The following is a 21069-nucleotide window of genomic DNA, read 5'->3' as shown; positions in this document are numbered from 1 at the left end:
CGGCGATGCCGTCAGTTATCGCCGACCAAGGCATCTGCCTTCATGCCCTGTGGCGCGATGAACATCTCCATGTTCTCGCGTGACAATTCCCAGTGTTCGAACACCAAGTCGACGACGGCATCCTCGTCATGACCGCTGATGGCCGAGATGAAACAATCGTGGTGTTCGACTGCAATTCTGAGGCGCTTGCGCATGTCATCATTGCGCGGGCGGAAGAAGGTATGGCCGATACGGGCATGATCGATCAGCAGGCGGCCGAGGCTGGGCTGCAGATAGACGTTGCCGGACATCTCGCCGATGATCTCATGAAACCTGTTGTTCTCGACCACCATGGAAAGTGGGTCGCCTGACTTGCTCGCGTCGCGGAAACGCTCCTGCGTGTCCTTCAAGTCCGACATCTGTGAAGGCTTGAAATTCTGCACCGCCAGCCGGCCGATAGCGGCGTAGACCATAGGGGCTACCAAGAAGAATTGTCGAAGGGTCGAATGGTTCATAGGGACGACCCGGGCGCCCCGGTTCGCGCGAATTTCGATGTAGCCTTCGCCTTCCAGCCGACGAAAGATTTCCCTCACCGGGGTGCGCGACAAGCCATAGCGCTCGCTCAGCGCCACCTCATCCAGGTCCTCGTCCGGATCGAGTTCCATCGTCAGGATGCGGCGCTTCAGATCGTCGTAGAGACTGCCCTTGCTTCCCTTCATCGCGCACCTTCGGAATCATCTCTGCCAGTCGATCATGCTCGCACAGAGTCGCATGGGCTCCTGCGTGAGTCAACGGATTGTATTTTCCTCGTACACAATATGGCCGGAGAGCGAGGTCTGTTCCGATGCGCCGACGTTTGCATCCGCATCATCTTATTTCCCTATCCGCCTGAATTGCTGGGGTGTCATCGAAAAGTGCTTCTTGAAACAGCTGCAGAAATGCGCCGTATCGCTGAAGCCAGTCTCATATGCAATTTCGGTGACGCTGCGCCGTCGGCTCGCCAGCAGCTCACGCGCGGCGAGAAGACGTATCCGCCGCCAGAATATGGCTGGTGCGGTTTGCAGATCTGCCAGGAAAGCCCGATTCAGGCGTGTCTTAGAGGTGTTCAGAGAACGCGCGAGCTCGTCGATCGAGCACGGCGCGTCGATACGCGTCTCCATCACCTTCACGGCCTCCACAGTCAGCAGCGACGCCGCCCCGAGCGCCTCCTCGTAAGGTTTCGTTCTGAGGGCGATGCGAGGCTCCTCGGGTTTGAAGAGGAGATAGTTGAGGGCCTTTTGAGCTCTGCCGACATTGCTGTAGTGCGCAATGAGGAAGGCCGCGACCTCAATGGCCACGATGCTCCCCGGACAGGTGAGGATGTTGCCATCAATAACATAGTTCTGGTTGGTGACGGGGCTGACATTCTGAAACCTGGCCACGAATTCGCCCAGGGTATCGAAGTGCAAAGCGCATTCCCGATTGTTGAGAAGGCCCGCCTGTGCCAGAACGAAGCTGCCTGTGCACAAACCAATGATGGGGATGCCACGTTGGTCCGCAGCCTGCAGATAGTCATACGTCCTTTGCGGGATTCCCCCCATGTCTCGCACGAGGCCGCCGCATACGGCAACGCAGTCATATCTGCCTGGATCATCCAGATTTCCGTTCGGAACCATCTGCAGGCCGCAGCTCGCACGCACCGGATGCTGCCCTGCTGAAATGAAGTCCCACGAAAAATAAACCTGGCGGCTCTGATCCTCCCGGTCGGCAGCCAGTCGAATGGCATCCACGAAGCTCGCCATCGGGGTCAGCGTGAAGCTCGGGCATAGGATGATGCCGATCTTCAGGTAGGGAAGTCCTACGCGATCAGGTGCCTTCAGCGCGGTCGTCAAAGCTAGCCCCTCCTTGCGGATCCGTCCAATTCTTATGAAAAACGTATCGAAATCACAATTCGTGAATTTCGCGAACCGCTAATGTTCGGTCATCCCAATCAGGTGAGCGCTCACGGCGCGGAAACCAAAGATGACGCTGAAGTCGGCATTCCCGAAAATTCTCGAGCCGCTCCAGCTGCGCCACAAGACGCTGCGCAACCGGATCAATTTTGGTGCCCATACCGCCAACATGGCCGACGACGGTCTGCCTGGAGCGCGGCACCTGGGCTACTACCTGGAGCGGGCCAGGGGAGGCGCGGCCATGATCGTGGTCGAGCCGATGCCGGTCCACCGCACGGCTCGGTTGACTCGGGGCAATTTTCGCCACGACGACGATGCGGTGGTCCCCGGCTTCAGGGCGATCACCGATGCATGCAAGGCCGAAGGCGCGGTTATGGTCCACCAGCTTTACCACGTCGGCCAGCATGGGGATTACGACAATTCCTACTCGGCGAACTGGTCACCATCGGGCCTGCCGTCCTACCACGATGGAGACGGCAGCCATCGGATGCGGGAAGCTGAGATCGAGGAGATAATTGAGAGCTTCGTTCGCGCCGCTGTCCGAGCCAGGGAGTGCGGCTTCGACGGCGTGGAATTGTTCGGCCCCTATAATTCGCTCATCGAACAATTCTGGTTGCCATGGTCGAACCGGCGCGAAGACCGGTGGGGCGGCTCCTTCGAAAACAGGATGCGTTTCTCGACCGAGATTACCTCGCGCATTCGTGCGGCGGTTGGTGACGAGTTCATCATCGGTCTCGCCTCGAGCATCGATGCCTCGGTCGATGTCGGGATGAATACGGAACTGCTCCAGGAGATCGCCGCCTATCATGATACGCGCGCCCTGATCGATTACATCAGTTGCGGCACGGGCAGCTACTTCGACCACTCCGCCGTCATGCCGACCTTCTTGTTTGCCGACAAACTGGGCGCCCCCAACGCCCAGGCGTTGAAAGAGGTCTGCAAACACACTCGCGTCCAGGCGGAAAGTCACATCCGCACGCCGGAGAACGCCAACGAGGTTATCTCGTCGCGTCAGGCCGACATGATCAGCGTTGTGCGCGGCCAGATCGCGGATCCGCACTGGGTGAACAAAGTGGCGAGTGGCCGCGACACTGACATTCGCGGCTGCATCTCATGCAACCAGATGTGCTGGGGCAGACGCTCGAGGGACTACTGGATCTCGTGCCTCGTCAATCCTTCAGCTGGCCGCGAATTCGAATGGGGTGGCGACAGCTTCGCAAGGGTCGAGACACCTAAGCGCGTGCTGGTGGTGGGAGGCGGCCCGGCCGGTCTCGAAGCGGCTCGCGTCGCCGCCGAGCGCGGTCATAGCGTGACGCTCGCCGAGGCAGGCCCGCAACTCGGCGGGCAGTTCAGGCTCGCTGGCCTGCAAGCGCGCCGGTCTCAAATCCTGGAACTGATTGACTGGTACGAACGACAGTTGACCAGGCTGGGCGTAAGCCTGCTCTTCAATACCCCGCTTGATGCCCACGAGATTACCGGTCGCGACTTCGAGGAAATCGTCATCGCAACGGGCTCCCAGCCTTCGGGCACGGGGTTCCAGCGTGGCCTGCCTGGGCAAGACCGCCTTCCGGGTGTTGACTTGCCCAATGTCTGGTCCGTCGAGGACGTGATGACGAGGACAGCACGCTTGGGCGATCATGTGCTGCTCATCGACGACACAGGTGACTGGCGAGGTCTCGGCACCGCTCTCGAAATCGTGGCGCGTGGCCATCGCGTCACCGTCGTCACGTCCTGGCCTGTGCTCGGACGTTACCTGCAGCGGACGGAAAGCGACGGCGTCGCTCGCGCACGCCTGAAAAATGCAGGCGGCTGCTGGATAACTGACGCTGTGGTCAAGCAATGGCACGGGGACGGAGCGACTGTCAGGAGCCATCTCGATGGGACCGAAACGGTCATAAAGGCCGATACCCTGGTCCTTGCAACCACCAACGTCTCAGATACGTGGGTGCTGGATGAACTTGAAGAGCAGGTACCCGCGCTGAGACCGAAGGTCATCGGCGACGCATTGGCGCCGCGGCTCGCCGTGGCGGCAATCTACGAGGGGAGGGTGCTCGGCCAATCCATCTAGACTGCCAGACACTGACCATCTTCAACTGGCCATTCGCGGAAGTTGAGGAGACGCAACCGTCCCGAATCGGAGGCCGCTCGCCGATGCCCAGGGATCCCACGGTTGGTTGCGCAAATGCGTGAGAGACAAGAAATCAACAACAGGGAGCACTCGAAATGAAGTTTTTCAAAAGCGGAGGAACCCGCGTGCCAAAGGCGATCACGCCCATGGCGAAGGACGTTCGTGATGGCCACATGGACCGGCGCGAATTCCTTGCGATAGCCAGTGCGTTCGGCGCATCGACCGCGGTCGCTTACGGCATGGTCGGCCTGGCCGCGCCGGTGCCCGCGTTCGCCGCAGAAGGCAAGAAGGGCGGAACGCTCCGCGTTGCCATGGTGGTAAAGCAGCAGAAGGACCCGCGTACCTATGATTGGGTCGAGATGGCCAATATCAGTCGCACCTGGCTGGAGCCGCTGGTCCGCTACACCCGCGAATTCACTTTCGAACCGGTGCTTCTGGAGAGTTGGGAAGTCAACAGCGACGCCACCGAATACCTGCTTCATGTCCGCAAGGGGGTGACCTGGAACAACGGCGACCCATTCAATGCCGACGATGTCGTCCACAATTTCAGCCGCTGGTGCGACAAGAAGGCTGAGGGCAATTCGATGGCGGCACGTGTCAACAGCCTGGTTGACCCGAATACGGGCAAGGTGCGCGAGGGCGCCGTTACCAAGGTCGATGACTATACGGTCAAGCTCTCGCCGAGCGACCCGGATATCGCGCTCATTGCCGGTCTCACCGACTACCCGGCCTTGGTCGTGCACAGGAATTTCGACGCAGATGGCGCCAATCCGATCACGAAGCCGATTGGAACCGGTGCATTCGAGCTCGTCTCCTACGACGTCGGCCAGAAGGCAGTGCTGAAGCGGCGCGAGAGCGGAAAATGGTGGGGCGGAGAAGCACTGCTGGACGGGGTCGAGTTCATCGACTACGGGACCGATCCAAATGCAATGGTGAGTGCGTTCGAGTCCGGTGAGGTTGACCTCAATAATGAAACCGGAGCGGACTATGTCGAGATTTTAGACAAGCTTGGACTTCACCAGACGGAGATCCAGACCGCGACCACACTGGTTGCCCGCACCAACGTCACGCAGAAGCCGTATGACGATAAGCGCGTGCGCAACGCGCTCCAGATGGCCGTTGACAACAACGTTGTGCTTCAACTCGGCTATGCCGGGCGCGGCACGGTGGGCGAGAACCATTTTGTCAGCCCGATTCACCCCGAATACTACCCTCTGCCCAAGAAAGCGCGCGACGCGGCTGGCGCGAAAAAACTCATAGCGGAGGCGGGTCAGGCGGATTTCGAGCACGAATTGATCACCGTCGACGATGATTGGAACAAGAGCACTGGGGATGCGATCGCCGCCCAGCTTCGCGACGCGGGCATTAAGGTCAAGCGCAGGGTAATGCCCGGGTCGACCTTCTGGAACGATTGGACGAAGTATCCTTACTCCGTGACCGTTTGGTACATGCGTCCGCTTGGCGTCCAGGTTCTGGCACTGGCCTTCCGTACCGGCGAGGCGTGGAACGAGACGGGTTACTCCAATCCGGAGTTCGACAAGAAGCTCAAGGAGGCCCTGTCGGTGAGCGCCCCCGAGAAGCGGCGTGAGGTGATGAAGGACATCGAGACCATGATTCAGGACTCGGGGATCATCATCCAACCCTATTGGCAGAAGCTCTACAATCACATGAGCAAGAAGGTGAAGAACTATTCCATTCACCCGACCTTCCAGATGGATCTGCAGAAGGTCTGGCTAGAACAGGCCTGACGCATTCAAGCCTCAGCCCAAACGGCTAGCTGGCGGCCGCGGAATTTGCCTCTTCGGATGGAGATTTTCGCGGTCGTCACGGATGTTTCCCCCCCGAGGAACATCCAAAACCATCGGAGCCGTCATTTTTTGGCCGGCCGAACTGACCACTCCAACTATGCCAGCCACCACAGCCGTGGGTCTCAACTGCGGCCACGCTGATCGAGCATGAAGCATAGCGATGTGCTTGCCGGTCACGCGCTGCCGGCGCAGCGCCATGATCGCATCCGCCACCGCGGCTTCGGTTCGCCCTGGGCTTGTCTTGGGCCGCGAGGAACGGTCGAGCGTGCAGGCGCTTCCCTCGATCCGGAAGCACTCCACCCAGCGCGCCACCACCTTCGCCGTCACCCCGTATGTCCGCGCCGCATCGGCTTTGGAAGGACGGCCTCCAATAGCGTCACGGGCCATTTCCTCGACGCAGCGGCGTCGGACGGGCATTCTTGTGGATGTTCAGTCGGTCCTCCGAGAATCACTGAAGCTTCGACAACCTCAGTTTTCTTGGTCGGGGCCGAACAGACAACCTCCTGAAGGCTCACAGCTAGTACGAGGTGGGCGACGCCGACATGCCGACCTTGATCGCGCGGTCTCTCAGCGACAGATGCCGACAACACGAATGGAGCAGAAGGTTTGTACGAGACTGGTGGAGTATGCGACACCCGATCGGTCTATGCGGAACCGCGCATGATCAACTTGGCTTCGAGTCGTATGACTTCCGATCCGCCATCAAGCGCTTGAGGGTCATCCCCGATCCGCGCGAAAAGCATGTCAACCCCGGCGGCGGCGATGCCCCGATAGTCCTGCGCCACTGTCGTCAGCGGCGGGCATGTGAAGCGGCTCAGTGGATGGTCGTCATGACCCGCGACGCGCAATCCGCCGTCCTCTTCACGTCCGACCGGCCGCTTGCGCTCGTAGGCAGCGGCGATGACGCCGAAAGCGAGGCGGTCGTTGGCGCATAGAACCGTCCGGGTGGGGAAGCCGCCACTGTCAAGGATACGGCCGGCTTCCCGGTAGCCTAGTTCCTCGAAATCCCAGCCCCCGGCTCGGATCGGCAGCATGATGGGCTCAATCTTGAGCCGCTCCATGGTTGCGATATACGCCGCCCGGCGCTCCAGCGCGTTCTGATTGACCGCCGGCATTTCCAGGAAACAGGGATGCTCTCCCGTGCGGCACAGATACTCGGTGATGTCGCCGATGCTCTGTCGGTTGTCGGTTCCGACGAACGGTTGATCGGCATTGACGCGATTGTCGAGGAACACGATCGGCACTGAATTCACGAGGCTGGCCAACAGGGTCGTATCGGTTTCGAAACCCAGCGGCGCCATCAGCACGCCGGCAATGTTGAGCGACATCAGCGTGCGCATTGCGCGCGCTTCGAGCTTGCGCTCGCCGTGCGAGGACAGAACCATCGCCCAGTACCCTTCGGCAAGGCAGCGCATTTCGATCTGACGAACGACCTCCGCGTAGAACGGATCGGAAATGTGGGGAACGATGACGCCAATATTCTTCGGCTGCTTCCGGTTCATGCTGACAGCGAAAATGTTGGGCCGGTAGTCGTAATCCTTCAGCGCCTTTTCGATCCGCGCCCGGGTTGAAGGTTTCACGCTGTCGGGATTATCGAAATATTTCGAGACCGTCGGCCGCGACAGACCACTGGCGGTCGCAAACTCTTCCATGGTCCTGATCTTCGGCTCGCTCATGTTCGACTTCCCGCGCTTGACACGCCCGCAAAAGGGCGAACAGGATTTTTCATGCGTAAATTTATTTTTTTACAAAGACAACCCATAAAAGCGGTCGGGGAGCGATCATTCCCGCTCATGGCCGATCGATAACGGCAAAGGCCGTGTAATGCCTCGTGCATCTATCAATTTATTTTTTATCGCGTGTAAAAAAATAAATTGACACGAAGAAGGAGACATGACATTTAAAGCTGCAGCTCGGGTTCCGGGCTGAATTCTCGCCATGGAGGTTGCTGCCTGGCGGCGGCAAGCAGGCGGGAAACGCATCGTTCATGTTCAGATCAACAACGAGCCGGCCAGCACCGGCTCCATTCGGAGGAAATCATGTTTCGTAAAACGCTCGGCCGCATTCTTCTGTCCGGAGCAGCCCTCGCCATGATGGCGGGCGTCGCTTCCGCTGAAGGCATCGGCGCATCGCTTCTGACCCAGCAGCACCCATTCTACATTTCACTCGCCAACGCGATGAAGAAGGAGGCCGATGCGGAGAAGGTGCCGCTCGAAATCGCCATCGCCAATCAGGATCTCAGCAAGCAGCTTGCCGATGTCGAGGACTTCATCACCAAGGGCGTGAGCGTCATCATCATCTCCCCGGTGGACAGCAAAGGCGTGCGCGCGGCCATCACCAAGGCCGAGAAGGCAGGCATCAAGGTCATCACCGTGGACATCCCGGCCAATGCCGCGGAAGTGACTTCCTTCGTCGGCACCGACAATTTCGCCGGCGGCGAAAAGGCAGCCGAGCTCATGGCGAAGTCCATTGGCGACAAGGGCAATGTCGCCATCATCGACTACCCGACCGTCCAGTCAGTGGTGGACCGCGTCGAGGGCTTCAAGAAGGGCCTTGAGAAGCACCCTGACGTCAAGATTGTCGCGATCCAGCCTGGCATCACCCGTCCGGAAGCGCTGGCTGCCGCGCAGAACATGCTGCAGGCCAATCCCGACATCGTCGGCATCTTCGGCTTCGGCGACGACGCGGCCCTCGCCGCGGCGGCTGCCGTCAAGGCGGCCAAGCTCGAGGCCCAGGTCAAGGTGATCGGCTTTGACGGCATGGAAGAGGCCCGCAACGCTGTGAAGAACGACCCGGTGATGGTAGGCGTCATCGCCCAATATCCGGACGAGATGGGCAAGGTCGCGGTCGAGACCGCGGCCAAGGTGATCAAGGGCGAGACCGTTCCGGCCAAGCAGCCGATCGTTCCGGGCGTCGTCACCAAGGATGGTGAAACCAAGTAGCCAGTTCGACGGCGGCGGCTGGGAGGTTTGTCGCCGTTACCTTCTCCGAGCGATGGTCCGGTCAGCCAATTGCCGGCACCATCGCGCCTGGAGAAAGGAAAAGTGGTTCCGCTCGCCATGTCACCGGCGGGCGAGCCGCAAGGCAGAGGAGGAGCAACTCGTGACAGTCATCAACCCAAATGCCGATACCGATGCGTCGCGCGCCGCCGACACGGTGCTCGAAATTCGCGATATCGCGAAATCATTCGGCCCGATCGTGGCGCTCAAGCGTATGAACCTGACCGTGCGGCGTGGGCGCGTGCACACGTTGCTCGGTGAAAACGGTGCCGGCAAGTCCACCCTGATGAAGATCCTTGCCGGTGTCTTCAAGCCTACGTCAGGCAGCATCGTCCTGAACGGAAAACCCTATGTGCCGCAAAATCCCCGCGACGCCCGCGCGCACGGCATTTCCATCGTCTTCCAGGAACTCAGCCTTTGCCGCAACTTGTCGGTAGCGGAGAATATTTTCGCCAGCCACGAGCCGAGCCATTTCGGCTTCATCCGCGACCGCGAGTTGAATGCGGCCGCCCAACAGCTCATCCGCGACCTCGGCCTGCCGGTCGACGTACGAGCCAAGCTCGGCGACCTTTCGATCGCCCAGCGCCAGCTTGTGGAGATCGCCAAGGGCCTCAGCCTGCCCGCCGACGTGATCATCCTCGATGAGCCGACCTCGTCGCTTTCGGACAGCGAGGCCGAGATCCTGTTCACGATCATCGACCGGCTGAAGGCGCGCGGCAAGGCCGTCATCTACATCTCGCACCGCATGGAAGAGATCATGCGGCTATCCGACGACATCACCGTCGTGCGCGACGGTGAGTATGTGACCACCACCGAGAAGAGCCAGACCAGCATCGACCGGCTGATCGCCCTGATGGTCGGACGCGAGATGAACAACATCTACCCACCGCGCCAGGCGCCGCGTCCCGCTGCTGAAACGCCTGCGATGCTGGCGACCAGGAACCTCACCGTTCCGGGCAAGTTTCGGGATGTCTCGATCGACGTCAAACCCGGCGAAGTCGTCGGTCTGTTCGGCCTCGTCGGCTCGGGCCGCTCCGATGTCATGAAGGCTCTGTTCGGCATGTACCAGCCGCAGGGCGAAATCGTCCTTGACGGCAAACCGCTGGCGCTTGCCTCTCCGACGGAGGCGATCCGCAACGGCATCGCTTTCGTGACCGAGAACCGCAAGGAAGAAGGCCTGGTGCTGCCTCATAGCGTGGAGCGCAACATCAACATGGTGGCGCTCGGCCAGCTTGCGGGGCCTCTCGGCCTGATGCGCAGTTCGGCCGAGCGCGAGGCCGCCAAGAGCGAGGTGCGACGCCTGGCCATCAAGACCGCATCGATCGACACCATTGCCGGCTCGCTGAGCGGTGGCAACCAGCAGAAGATCGTGCTGGCCAAATGGCTCCTGATCAAGCCGCGGGTGCTGATCCTGGACGAGCCGACCCGCGGCGTCGATGTCGGCGCCAAATTCGAGATCTACCGCATCATCCGCGAGCTTGCGGCCAACGGCGCCGCGATCCTGATGGTTTCCTCCGAGCTTCCTGAAGTTCTGGGCCTCAGCGACCGCGTCGTGGTGATGCATAACAAGCAACTGGCCGCCGTGCTCGAAGCCGATGGCCTCACACCGGAAACCGTCATGAACTACGCAGCGGGGATGCACGCATGAGCAACGTCCAAGACATTCAGAAGAAGGCCGCGGATGCCGAGGTCCGCCGCTCGTTTCTCAGGTCGCCGATGGTGCGCCAATATGGCGGCATCATCATCTCCCTGGCCGTGCTCTGCGTCGTGTTCTCGGTGCTGAACCCGCGCTTCCTGGCCTTCAACAATTTCATGAACATCGTGCAGCAGGTGGCCGTCATTGCGGTCGCAGCCTACGGCATGACCTATGTCATCCTGCTGGGCGACATCGACCTGTCCATCGGCTCCATCATCGCCGTCGCCGGCATGGTGGCCGCGCAAGCCTTCGGCATGGGCTTCGGTTTCCTGCCGACGGTGCTCCTGACCTTGGCTGCCGGCGCGCTGATGGGCGCGCTCAACGGCGCGTTGTCGGCCAAGCTTATGCTACCATCCTTCATCGTGACGGTAGCCACGATGGGCATCTACCGCGGCGCGGTCAGCCTGCCGACCAATGGCGCGCCGGCAATGATCGACAACGAGGCATGGCTCTCGATCGGCGCCGACAGCTGGCTGGGCATCCCGATCATCATCTGGATCATGGCCGTCCTGTTCGTGATCAACCACGTCGTGCTGTCCAAGTCGATCTTCGGGCGGCAGATCTACCTGACCGGCGGCAACAGAGAGGCGGCGATCTATTCCGGCATCCGCGTCGACCGCGTCAAGATCATCGTCTTCATGATCTCGGGCGTCATGGCCGCGATCAGCGGCATGCTTCTCTCCTCGCGCCTGTCCTCGGCTCAGACCAACGCCGGCATGGGCTACGAGCTCGACGCCATCGCCGCCGTGGTCCTGGGTGGCACCTCGCTTGCCGGCGGCATCGGCACGATGATCGGCACCATTCTCGGCGCTCTCATCATCGGGGTCATCAACAACGGCATGAACATGTTGTCGGTCCCTTACTTCTTCCAGCTCATCGTCAAGGGCGTTGTCATTCTCGTCGCCGTCTGGCTCGATGTGCGCAGCAAGTCCGCCAGCACGTGATTGGGTGAAACATGAAGAAGATCATCACGATAGGCGAAATCCTCGTCGAGATCATGGCCGTCGAGTCGGGCCATGGCTTCACCGCCCCGATTCAACTCGTCGGCCCCTTCGCCTCCGGCGCGCCGGCGATCTTCATCGATCAGGCGGCGAAGCTCGGCCAACCCTGCGGCATTGTCAGCGCCGTCGGCAAGGACGATTTCGGCACGCTCAACGTCGAGCGTTTGCGCCGTGACGGCGTCGATGTCTCGGCCATCGGCATCCATCCAACCGCGGCCACCGGCAGCGCCTTCGTGCGCTACCGGCCGGACGGTAATCGCGACTTCATCTACAACATCCGCCACAGCGCCTGCAGCGCCATCGGCCTCACGTCGGAGGCGGAAAGGCTCATCGACGGCGCCGACCACCTGCATATCATGGGCTCGGCGCTGTTCTTCGACGGCATCGTGACCGCCATCTTCGAGGCCACCTCGCGCATCAAGGCCAAGGGCGGCACGGTTTCCTTCGACCCCAACATCCGCAAGGAAATGCTCGAACTGCCCGGCATGCGTGAAGCACTCGCCCATGCGCTGGAGAATACCGACCTGTTCATGCCGAGCGGCCAGGAAATCTTCCTTTTTACCAAATCGACCGACGAGAAGGCCGCGGTCGCGGACCTGCTCGACCGCGGCATCAAGGCCGTGGTGGTCAAGCGTGGCGCGCAGGGCGCCAGCTACTTCGACAGGTCTGGCGAAGCCTTCGCTCCGGCGTTCAAGGTGGAGGAAGTCGACCCGACCGGCGCCGGCGATAGTTTTGGCGCGGCCTTTGTGACGTGCTGGCTGCGCGGCATGGAACCGCGCAAGGCGTTGATCGTCGCCAACGCCATCGGCGCGCGGGCGGTAAGTGTCAAAGGGCCGATGGAAGGCACGTCCACCATGGGCGAAATCGAAGCGTTTCTGAACGAGCATGGAGTTCCGGCATGAGCACCGACATCCTGAGCGGCCTGCCCGCACGCCACGCGAGCGGACAGCGTAGCGGCATCACCTCGATCTGTTCCGCCCATCCGCTCGTCGTGGAGGCCGCTCTCCTGGAGGGAATCGCGACCGGCTCACCTGTGCTGATCGAAGCCACCTGCAATCAGGTCAACCAGGAAGGCGGTTATACCGGCATGACGCCCGCCGACTTCCGCCGTTTCGTCGAGGCCATTGCCGCTCGGCTGGGATTTGACGCCGGGCGCCTGATTCTAGGAGGCGATCACCTTGGCCCCAATCCATGGAAGCACCTGCCGTCCGGGGAAGCGATGCAGCGCGCCGAAGTCATGATGGATGCCTTTGTGCGCGCCGGCTTTACGAAGATCCATCTCGACACGTCGATGGGTTGCGCGGGTGAGCCGGTGGCGCTGCCCGACGCCCTGACCGCCGAGCGCGCCGCGCGCCTGGCGAAGGTCGCTGAAAGGGCGGCGGCCGAAGCCGGCTACGACCTGCCGGTCTACATCGTCGGCACCGAGGTGCCGATCCCCGGTGGGGCGATGGAGGCGCTCGATCACCTGGAACTTACCAAGCCGGAAGCCGCGCTCGAAACCATCGAGGTTCACCGCAGGGCCTTCGCCGCGCTCGGGCTACAGGATGCCTTCTCGCGCGCCATCGGCGCGGTGGTGCAGCCGGGCGTCGAATTCGGCAACGAGAATGTCGTCGTCTACGACGGTGCCAAGGCTGTCGCCTTGCGCGGCGTCCTCAAGCAGATGCCGCAATTCGTCTTCGAGGCACATTCGACCGATTATCAGCCGCAGGAGGCGCTTTCCGCTTTGGTTCGCGACGGCTTCGCGATCCTCAAGGTTGGCCCCGGCCTGACCTTTGCGCTGCGCGAGGCGCTCTATGGCCTCGACCAGATCGCGGCCTTCCTGGACCGTCTGCCGGAGGAGGAAACTCTGCGCGGCAAGATGGAACGGCTGTTGCTGGCCGAGCCCAGGAACTGGGATAAATACTATCATGGCGATGCGCAGGAACAGCGCCTGCAGCGCCATTTCTCCTACAGCGACCGCATCCGCTATTACTGGCCCCATCCGCAGGCATTGGCCGCGGTCGACGCCCTGCTTCAGCGGCTGGACGGCCGCCCAATCCCCGAGACGCTGATCAGCCAGTATCTCGGCACGCTCTATCCCGCGGTTGCGGCGGGCAAGGTGAAAGCGACTCCAAAAGCGCTAATGGTGGAAGCGGTGCGCAACGTTGTGCGCAGTTACAACCACGCGTCATCACCAACTGCAAAGGTCTTATCTAGTCGGCCATAGCCGGAGGGACATCAAAGGTCGAATGCCTCGCTTGCGGATATCGGCGAAGCGTTGATAGCGGAGCGCGCATAGGATGCGCGATCAAGCGACAGACTTCGTCGGCCCGTGTCGTGACAATGGCGCGTATCTGACGGTAGTTGCCTCGATGCCCGGCTGTCCCAGCGCGCAGAGGCTACAAGGCTGTGCGGAGGCTTCACTGAGCGGTCCATCCGTGTCCACCGCGTCGCCTAACGGGGGCGGTCACGCCGTCGCCGACATCAGCCGCAAACTAAAATCCCCATAGCCATCAACTGTGGCCCGCGGGTTCCTGCATGAGAGGCTTTCGTACGCCTCACGGCACCCGAAACCCTTCAGCATGTCGGTCGTAAGGGCGACTGTGCCTATTGCCCAAAGCAGACAATTTTGGTGGCCACTCTGGAGGTCGCGATGTCGCAGGAGCAGCATTTGCCTAACTTGCTTCGCAACCGACCACTCGCCACCGACAGTTGGCAGCACCCAGCAACTCTCACTCCGCTGCCTGAAATCTTGCTGCCCCGAGGATGACACGAATCTCTGCACGGCAGGAGCCGCAATTGGTGCCGGCCTTCAGCGCCCCGCCGATGGCTTCGACGGTGGTGCAACCGGCCGCCACCGCTGCAACGATCTGGTTGGCTCCGATGTTGAAACAGGAGCAGACGGTGGCACCGGCATCGGGCCGTTCGACACCGGCGCGGCCGGCGACGATCGTGAAGCGGTCGCGCTGGCTGGCGTGGGTCGCTTCCAATTGTTCAACAGCCCAGCTGCGCGACACCGCGACCGGAGCGGGCGCGACGAAAAAGGCGCCCACGAGGCGCTCACCGTCGAAGGCGGCGATGCGGTGCTGGCCGGCGTCCCGGTCGTGATAGGCGAGCATTTCGGCCAAGGGGGCATCGAAGAGTGACCCGGCGAAGGCAGTCCAGTCGGCAGCGGCGTCGGCAAAGGCCAGCTCGACCCGCCATCCGCCCCGGCATCTGGCAACCGCCCAGTAGCTTGCGTCAATCAGTTCCGGCTTCTGCCGCATCACCGCGAAGCCAAAGGTCCTTGCGGCAAATTTCTCGATGCAAACTGCGACATGTTTCAACGCGGGCTGGCCTGAAACCGGATCGACGAGCGGCGCGATGAGTGCGTCGAGCCGGCCCCTAGCGGCGAACTGGTCGGTCCAATGCATCGGCGCGAACACACTGCCCTGGCGCTGGCGGGGCGTGATCAGGGCACGGACCAGCACTTCGCCGCGCGGGCTGGAAATCCGCACGATATCGGCGTCGCCGAAGCCGTGGTGCAGCGCATCCGCGGGATGGATTTCGACAAACGGCTCGGCGATGTGCTGTGACAGGCGCGGGCTTTTACCCGTCCGCGTCATGGTGTGCCAGTGGTCGCGGATGCGGCCAGTGTTGAGGATGAGCGGGTAGTCGGCGGTGGTGCGGACTTCCGTCGCGGCGCGAATAGCGATGAAGCGCGCTTTGCGGTCGAGGGTGTAGAAATTGCCGCTGGTGAAGAAACGTGTGCTGGTTCGGGTGCTTTGGCGCGGCGTTGGCCATTGAAATGGCGCTAGCGCGTCGTAGTCCTCAACATCGATCGCAGCATAAGCGCCGATATCGAAATCACGCTCGCCATCATTTTCGAACCCCGACAGCGCGGCATGTTCGACAAAAACTTCCGCCGGGGTCTCATGCGAAAACGCCTCGTCAAAACCCATCCGTTTCGCCACCTCGACGATAATCCGCCAATCCGACCGCGCCTCGCCGGGCGCGGCTAAAAAAGCGCGCTGGCGCGAGATGCGGCGTTCGGAATTGGTGACCGTACCGTCCTTTTCGCCCCAGGCGGTGGCCGGCAGGGATACATGGGCGTGACGCACTGTGTCGGTCTCTGCCAGCACATCCGAAACCACGACGAATGGGCATGCCTTGATCGCGGCTTCGACGGCATCGGCATCCGGCATGGAATCGACCGGGTTGGTGGCCATGATCCACAGTGCCTTGATGCGCCCGTCGGCCACCGCCTCGAACATGTCGACCGCCTTCAGGCCGGGTTTGTGGGCGACGGCGGGCGCCTTCCAGAAACGCCGCACCCGCTCACGATGCTCGGGGTTTTCGATCTCCATATGAGCAGCGAGCATATTGGCCAGGCCGCCAACTTCGCGGCCGCCCATGGCATTGGGCTGGCCGGTCACCGAGAACGGTCCTGTCCCCGGCTTGCCGATGCGGCCGGTGGCAAGATGGCAGTTGATGATGGCGTTGACCTTGTCGGTGCCCGACGTCGACTGATTGACGCCCTGGCTGTAGACAGTGACGGTCTTCTGCGTCGCGGCGAACAGGCTGTAGAAACGGACGAGCTCTTCCTCGCTCAGGCCCGTGGCGGCGGTGACGGCCGCAAGATCGAGCGCCGAGGCCGCGAAAAGCGCCTGCCCGAAGCCGGTCGTGTGCGTGGTGATGTAGGCGCGGTCCAGCGCATTTTGCTGGCCGAGATGAGCAAGCAGCCCGGTGAACAACGCGACGTCACCATCCGGCGCGATGGCCAGATGCATGTCGGCGATATCGGAGGTCATGGTGCGGCGCGGATCGACCAGCACGATCTTCATGTCAGGCCGCTTTTCCCGCGCCGCGGCAATGCGCTGGTAGAGCACGGGATGGCACCAGGCGAGGTTGGAGCCGACCAGAACGATCAGGTCGGCGAGTTCGAGATCCTCGTAGGTGCCGGGCACGGTGTCGGCGCCGAAGGCGCGGCGGTGGCCGGCGACGGAGGAGGCCATGCAGAGGCGTGAATTGGTGTCGATGTTGGCCGAGCCGATGAAGCCTTTCATCAGCTTGTTGGCGAGGTAATAATCCTCGGTCAGTAACTGGCCCGAGACATAGAAGGCCACCGCATCAGGACCATGCTCAGCGATCGTTTGCGAAAAAGTCGAGGCGACAAGGTTGAGTGCTTCATCCCAGCCCGCGCGCCGGCCGTGGATTTCGGGATGGAGCAGCCTGTCGTCGAGGCCAATGGTCTCGGCCAGTGCGGAGCCCTTGGAACAGAGCCTGCCGAAATTAGCGGGATGGTCGGGGTCGCCACGGACGGTGACTTGTCCATCCGTGGCGACCTTCGCCAGCACGCCGCAACCCACCCCGCAATAGGGGCAAGTGGTACTCACCTCGCGCGCTGCGTCGATTTCCATGGGTTCAGGCCGCGCGGCTCGCCAGCGCTGCCAGCGCGATGAACAACTGTCCGTCCTCGGTCTTCACCTGGATAGTGCGCACCGCGCCCTCGTCGGCGCCGACCGCCTTGCCTGTCTCCAGCGAGATCACCCAATTGTGCAAGGGACAGGTTACCGCCGCGCCATGCACGATGCCTTGGCTCAGCGGCCCGCCCTTGTGTGGACAATGGTCGTCGATGGCGAAGACCGCGTCGTCTGCGGTGCGAAAGACGGCAATCTTGCCTTGTGGCGTCGCGACACAGCGCGCGCCGCGGCGCGGGATGTCGGAGAGCGTGCCGATAGCGATCCACTCCATGATTGTCACTCCGCCGCCTGCGCAAATCCAACCGAAGCCATCGGCCGGAATTCGTGCTTGTCCTTGCCGGAGACGCGCTCCGACCACGGATCGACCTGGGCGAATTTCTGGGAAAAGACGAAGCGCTCGTAATAGGCCTGGCGCCTGTCCGCATCGTCCATGATCTGGCGCTTGATCTCGGCGATGCCGATGCGCTTGGCCCATTTGTAGATGCGCTCGGGATAGCGGCCCTGCTCGCGGTACATCTGCGTCAGCGCCACGATATGCTGCAGCGCCTCGTCCTCGGTCCTGACCATGCCGAGCACTTCGGTGCCTTTGATATCGAGGCCGGCGGCACCAGCAAAATGGATCTCGTAGCCACTGTCGACGCAGATGACGCCGACATCCTTGCAGGTCGCCTCGGCGCAATTCCTCGGACAGCCCGACACCGCCATCTTGACCTTGGCCGGCGTCCACGAACCCCACATGAATTTTTCGATGCGGATGCCGAGCCCTGTCGAATCCTGCGTGCCGAAACGGCACCAGTCGGAACCGACGCAGGTTTTCACCGTGCGCAGGCCCTTAGCGTAGGCATGACCGGACACGAAGCCAGCCTGGCCGAGATCGGCCCATACCGCCGGCAGGTCCTCCTTGCGGATGCCCAGCATGTCGATGCGCTGGCCGCCCGTGACCTTGACCATCGGGATCTCGAACTTGTCGACGACATCGGCAATGGCGCGCAGTTCCGCAGCATTGGTCACACCGCCCCACATGCGCGGCACCACCGAATAGGTGCCGTCCTTCTGGATGTTGGCGTGGACGCGCTCGTTGATGAAGCGCGACTGGTAGTCGTCGGCATAGTCGCTTGGCCAGTCACACACGAGATAGTAGTTGAGCGCCGGCCGGCACTTGGCGCAGCCGCAAGAGGTCTGCCACTCCAGCTCCTGCATGACGGCCGGAATGGCCTTGAGGTGCTTTGCCTTGATCAGCCGACGCACTTCGTCGTGGCCAAGCGTGGTGCAGGAGCACATGGGCTGCACGGCTGCCGGGTTGTATTTGTCGCCGATGGTCAGCACCATCAGCTTCTCGACCAGCCCGGTGCAGGAGCCGCAGGACGCCGACGCCTTGGTGTGGGCGCGCACATCGTCGAGCGAGGTCAGGCCCTTGGCCATAATCGCTGTGGTGATCTTGCTTTTACAAACGCCGTTGCAGCCGCAGATTTCCGCATCATCCGGCAAGGCTGCAACGGCCGCCATAGGGTCCAGCGGGGCACCCCCCTGGTAGGACTGGCCGAAGATCAACGTGTCGCGCATCTCCGATATGTCGGTCTGCTTCTTCTTGAGATCGTTGAACCAGGCGCCATCGGCTGTCTCACCGTAAAGCACTGTGCCGATGATGCGGTCATCCTTCAGCACCAGGCGTTTGTAGACGCCGGCCGATGCATCGCGCAGCACGATCTCCTGGCGGTCGTCGCCGTCGGCGAAGTCGCCGAGCGAGAACAGCTCGATGCCGGTGACCTTGAGCTTGGTCGGCGTGTCCATGTGGACGAAGGCGGCGGTCTCGTCGCCGGCAAGCTGGGAGGCTGCGACGCGCGCCATCTCATAGAGCGGCGCCACCAGCCCGTAGACCATGCCGTTGACCTCGGCGCATTCGCCGATGGCGTAGATGTCGGGGTCGTTGCTGCGCATCCCGGCATCGACGACGATGCCGCGATTGATGGCAATGCCCGCCTCCTTGGCGATCGCCGCATTCGGCCGGATGCCGACAGCCATCACCACCAGTGTTGCCGGAATGATGGTGCCGTCGGCGAGCTCGACCTGTTCGACCTTGCCGTTGCCCGTGATCGCTTGCGTGTTGGCCTTGGTGATGACCTTGATGCCACGCTCTTCGACCGCGCGCTGCAGGAGATAGCCGGCGGCAGGATCGAGCTGGCGCTCCATCAGCGTCGGCATGACATGCAGCACTGTGACATCCATGCCCTGTGCGTTGAGGCCGGCTGCTGCCTCGAGCCCCAGCAGGCCGCCGCCGATAACCACCGCCTTGGCCCGCGACTGTGCGGCCAGCATCATCGCCCGGACATCGTCGAGGTCGCGATAGGTCAGCACGCCCGGCAGGTTGTGCCCGGGCACCGGAATGATGAACGGCACCGAGCCGGTGGCGATGACGAGCTTGTCATAGGGCTCGGTGACGCCATGGTCCGAAGTGACGGTCCTCGCCGGGCGGTCGATGGTGACGATTCGGTGGCCCTTGTAGAGGGTGATGCCGTTCTTGATGTACCAGCCGTCGCCATGGATGATGATTTCCTCATAGGCCTTTTCGCCCGACAGAACCGGCGACAGCATGATGCGATCGTAGTTCACCCGGGGCTCGGCGTTGAAGATGGTGACCTGGTAGCGGCCGGGCGCCTTTTCCAGCAGATGCTCCAGCATGCGCCCGGGGGCCATGCCGTTGCCGATGATGACGAGTTTCTCGGTCATGTCGTGATCCGCTCCGCTGTCACTCTGCCGCGTAGGAAAGGCTTGAAGCACTGGCGGCCGCCGCACGCTCCATGCGCCGGATGCTGACGTGCATCCAGGCCAGGCAGGAAACGACGATCAGGAAGAGCAGCATGAAGCAGCTCGACCAGACGCCGGTGAGATCGTTCAGCGCACCGAAGGCGATCGGCAGGATGAAGCCGCCGAGCCCGCCGATCATGCCGACAACGCCGCCGACCGCGCCGACACTCTGCGGATAGTAGGCCGGGATGTGCTTGTAGACCGCCGCCTTGCCGAGGCTCATGAAGAAGCCGAGCACGCTGGCGACGGCGATGAAGGCGAGCGGGCCGATCTCGAAATGGAAGGTGATCGGCCCGCTGATGCCGCGCACCACATAGTCTGCCGAGGGGAGAGACAGAACGAGGGCGGCGACGGCACACACGGTAAAGGTCCAGTAGAGCACGGTGCGCGCGCCGATGCGGTCGGAGAGCACGCCGCCATAGGCGCGGAAGACGCTCGCAGGGATGGAATAGGCTGCGCCGATCATGCCGGCGGTGGCGATGCCGAAGCCGTAGACGCCGATCAGATAACGCGGCAGCCACAGCGACAGCGCGACGAACGCGCCGAAGGAGAAGAAGTAGTAGAAGGCGAAGCGCCAGACCTGCAGGTTCTTCAGCGGGGCAAATTCCTGCCAGAAACCTCTCACAGCTGCTGCCTTGCCGGCACGGCGCTCACGGATGACCGGATCGTCGCCGGTCGTGAACCAGAAGATGGCCGCCATGACGACGAGTGCCGCCGCCCAGATCAGCGCCACCAACTGCCAACCCCAGGCGAGCAGGACGAACGGCGCTAGGAATTTGGTGACTGCGGCGCCGACGTTGCCGACACCGAAAATGCCGAGCGCGGTGCCCTGCTTGCCGGACGGGAAGAAGCGCGAGACATAGGCGACACCGACGGCAAAAGACCCGCCCGCGAGCCCGACGCCGAGCGCCGCGACCAGCATCTGCCCGTAAGTATGCGCAAAGGCGAGCAGGAAGGTTGCAACCGCCGCCGCAAGCATGGTTGCGGTATAGACAAGCCGCCCGCCAAAGCGGTCGGTCCACACGCCGAGCACCATGCGCACCAGCGAGCCGGTGAGGATCGGCGTACCGACCAGCAGGCCGAATTCCGTCTCGTTCAGTCCGAGCTCCTGTTTTATGCGCACGCCGATGATGGAAAAGATCGTCCACACCGCGAAGCAGACGGTGAAGGCGATGGTGGACATCACGAGTGCTTGCCGCGGGGTGTTGTCCTGGCTGGAGGTGGCTGGGAGATTTGCGGTCATCGTCGGCTCCGGTTTGCGGCGTGGGAGGCGCCGCGCAT

At 62.2% G+C, this 21069-nt stretch carries 14 protein-coding genes and 1 pseudogene; 7 read left to right on the top strand and 8 right to left on the bottom strand.

The features are described from left to right. Positions 1–11: 11 nt before the first annotated feature. Both FJW03_RS18015 and FJW03_RS18010 read right to left on the bottom strand, forming a co-directional pair. Positions 12–698 (bottom strand): GntR family transcriptional regulator, encoded by a 687-nt coding sequence (locus tag FJW03_RS18015; RefSeq protein WP_140759713.1) that lies wholly within the window; start codon positions 696–698, stop codon positions 12–14. A gap of 153 nt (positions 699–851) precedes the next feature. Next, positions 852–1850, bottom strand: coding sequence for a GlxA family transcriptional regulator (locus FJW03_RS18010; RefSeq protein ID WP_140759716.1), 999 nt, complete (start codon positions 1848–1850; stop codon positions 852–854). A gap of 130 nt (positions 1851–1980) precedes the next feature. On the opposite strand from FJW03_RS18010, the gene FJW03_RS18005 reads away from it, so the two are divergent. After that, the gene (locus FJW03_RS18005) at positions 1981–3978 is read left to right on the top strand and encodes an FAD-dependent oxidoreductase (RefSeq protein WP_140759719.1); all 1998 of its coding nucleotides are present in this window, start codon (positions 1981–1983) and stop codon (positions 3976–3978) included. A gap of 155 nt (positions 3979–4133) precedes the next feature. Beyond that, positions 4134–5786, top strand: coding sequence for an ABC transporter substrate-binding protein (locus FJW03_RS18000; protein ID WP_140759722.1), 1653 nt, complete (start codon positions 4134–4136; stop codon positions 5784–5786). A 213-nt stretch (positions 5787–5999) separates the two neighbouring features. On the opposite strand, the pseudogene FJW03_RS17995 reads toward FJW03_RS18000, so the two are convergent. Continuing rightward, a pseudogene (locus FJW03_RS17995) lies at positions 6000–6279 on the bottom strand (leucine zipper domain-containing protein); the annotation flags it as partial. Positions 6280–6490: 211 nt separating this feature from the next. Continuing rightward, a complete protein-coding gene (locus FJW03_RS17990) occupies positions 6491–7522 on the bottom strand; it encodes a LacI family DNA-binding transcriptional regulator (RefSeq protein WP_140759728.1) in 1032 nt (343 codons plus the stop codon). A gap of 363 nt (positions 7523–7885) precedes the next feature. Between FJW03_RS17990 and FJW03_RS17985 the strand changes: the two genes are divergently transcribed. From FJW03_RS17985 to FJW03_RS17965, 5 genes are all read left to right on the top strand, one after another. After that, on the top strand, positions 7886–8788 hold the full coding sequence (locus FJW03_RS17985; RefSeq protein ID WP_140759731.1) for a substrate-binding domain-containing protein: 903 nt from the start codon (positions 7886–7888) through the stop codon (positions 8786–8788). 160 nt (positions 8789–8948) lie between these two features. Then, on the top strand, positions 8949–10493 hold the full coding sequence (locus FJW03_RS17980; protein WP_226890393.1) for a sugar ABC transporter ATP-binding protein: 1545 nt from the start codon (positions 8949–8951) through the stop codon (positions 10491–10493). After that, entirely contained in the window at positions 10490–11485 is a 996-nt protein-coding gene (locus FJW03_RS17975) for an ABC transporter permease (RefSeq protein ID WP_140759737.1), read from the top strand. The genes FJW03_RS17980 and FJW03_RS17975 overlap by 4 nt, the downstream gene beginning before the upstream one ends. A gap of 11 nt (positions 11486–11496) precedes the next feature. After that, positions 11497–12444, top strand: a complete 948-nt coding sequence (locus FJW03_RS17970; RefSeq protein ID WP_140759740.1) for a sugar kinase — start codon at positions 11497–11499, stop codon at positions 12442–12444. Continuing rightward, a complete protein-coding gene (locus FJW03_RS17965; protein ID WP_140759743.1) occupies positions 12441–13748 on the top strand; it encodes a D-tagatose-bisphosphate aldolase, class II, non-catalytic subunit in 1308 nt (435 codons plus the stop codon). Before FJW03_RS17970 ends, FJW03_RS17965 begins: the two co-directional genes overlap by 4 nt. A gap of 505 nt (positions 13749–14253) precedes the next feature. Here the strand turns inward: FJW03_RS17965 and FJW03_RS17960 are convergent. Genes FJW03_RS17960 through FJW03_RS17945 form a run of 4 tightly spaced genes read right to left on the bottom strand, consistent with a single transcriptional unit; the run spans position 14254 to position 21031 of the window. Continuing rightward, on the bottom strand, positions 14254–16920 hold the full coding sequence (locus FJW03_RS17960) for a nitrate reductase (protein WP_140759746.1): 2667 nt from the start codon (positions 16918–16920) through the stop codon (positions 14254–14256). Between the two features lie 4 nt (positions 16921–16924). Next, positions 16925–17254, bottom strand: a complete 330-nt coding sequence (nirD, locus tag FJW03_RS17955; protein ID WP_140607100.1) for a nitrite reductase small subunit NirD — start codon at positions 17252–17254, stop codon at positions 16925–16927. 5 nt (positions 17255–17259) lie between these two features. Beyond that, positions 17260–19710 carry a nitrite reductase large subunit NirB gene (gene nirB / locus FJW03_RS17950; RefSeq protein WP_140759749.1) on the bottom strand — a complete coding sequence of 817 codons (2451 nt, stop codon included), beginning with the start codon at positions 19708–19710 and terminating at the stop codon, positions 17260–17262. A 19-nt stretch (positions 19711–19729) separates the two neighbouring features. Continuing rightward, positions 19730–21031 (bottom strand): MFS transporter, encoded by a 1302-nt coding sequence (locus FJW03_RS17945; protein WP_140759752.1) that lies wholly within the window; start codon positions 21029–21031, stop codon positions 19730–19732. Positions 21032–21069: the final 38 nt, after the last annotated feature.

The sequence above is a fragment of the Mesorhizobium sp. B4-1-4 genome, from assembly GCF_006439395.2.
Classification (GTDB): Bacteria; Pseudomonadota; Alphaproteobacteria; order Rhizobiales; family Rhizobiaceae; genus Mesorhizobium.
Note: the sequence above shows the minus strand (reverse complement) of the source record. Positions and strands in the feature narration are given on the sequence as shown.

Coding starts and splice junctions, on each gene's coding strand:
- FJW03_RS18015 (WP_140759713.1), bottom strand. CDS start 698: ATGAAGGGAAGCAAGGGCAGTCTCTACGACGATCTGAAGCGCCGCATC.
- FJW03_RS18005 (WP_140759719.1), top strand. CDS start 1,981: ATGACGCTGAAGTCGGCATTCCCGAAAATTCTCGAGCCGCTCCAGCTG.
- FJW03_RS18000 (WP_140759722.1), top strand. CDS start 4,134: ATGAAGTTTTTCAAAAGCGGAGGAACCCGCGTGCCAAAGGCGATCACG.
- FJW03_RS17990 (WP_140759728.1), bottom strand. CDS start 7,522: ATGAGCGAGCCGAAGATCAGGACCATGGAAGAGTTTGCGACCGCCAGT.
- FJW03_RS17985 (WP_140759731.1), top strand. CDS start 7,886: ATGTTTCGTAAAACGCTCGGCCGCATTCTTCTGTCCGGAGCAGCCCTC.
- FJW03_RS17975 (WP_140759737.1), top strand. CDS start 10,490: ATGAGCAACGTCCAAGACATTCAGAAGAAGGCCGCGGATGCCGAGGTC.
- FJW03_RS17970 (WP_140759740.1), top strand. CDS start 11,497: ATGAAGAAGATCATCACGATAGGCGAAATCCTCGTCGAGATCATGGCC.
- FJW03_RS17965 (WP_140759743.1), top strand. CDS start 12,441: ATGAGCACCGACATCCTGAGCGGCCTGCCCGCACGCCACGCGAGCGGA.
- FJW03_RS17960 (WP_140759746.1), bottom strand. CDS start 16,920: ATGGAAATCGACGCAGCGCGCGAGGTGAGTACCACTTGCCCCTATTGC.
- nirD (WP_140607100.1), bottom strand. CDS start 17,254: ATGGAGTGGATCGCTATCGGCACGCTCTCCGACATCCCGCGCCGCGGC.
- nirB (WP_140759749.1), bottom strand. CDS start 19,710: ATGACCGAGAAACTCGTCATCATCGGCAACGGCATGGCCCCCGGGCGC.
- FJW03_RS17945 (WP_140759752.1), bottom strand. CDS start 21,031: ATGACCGCAAATCTCCCAGCCACCTCCAGCCAGGACAACACCCCGCGG.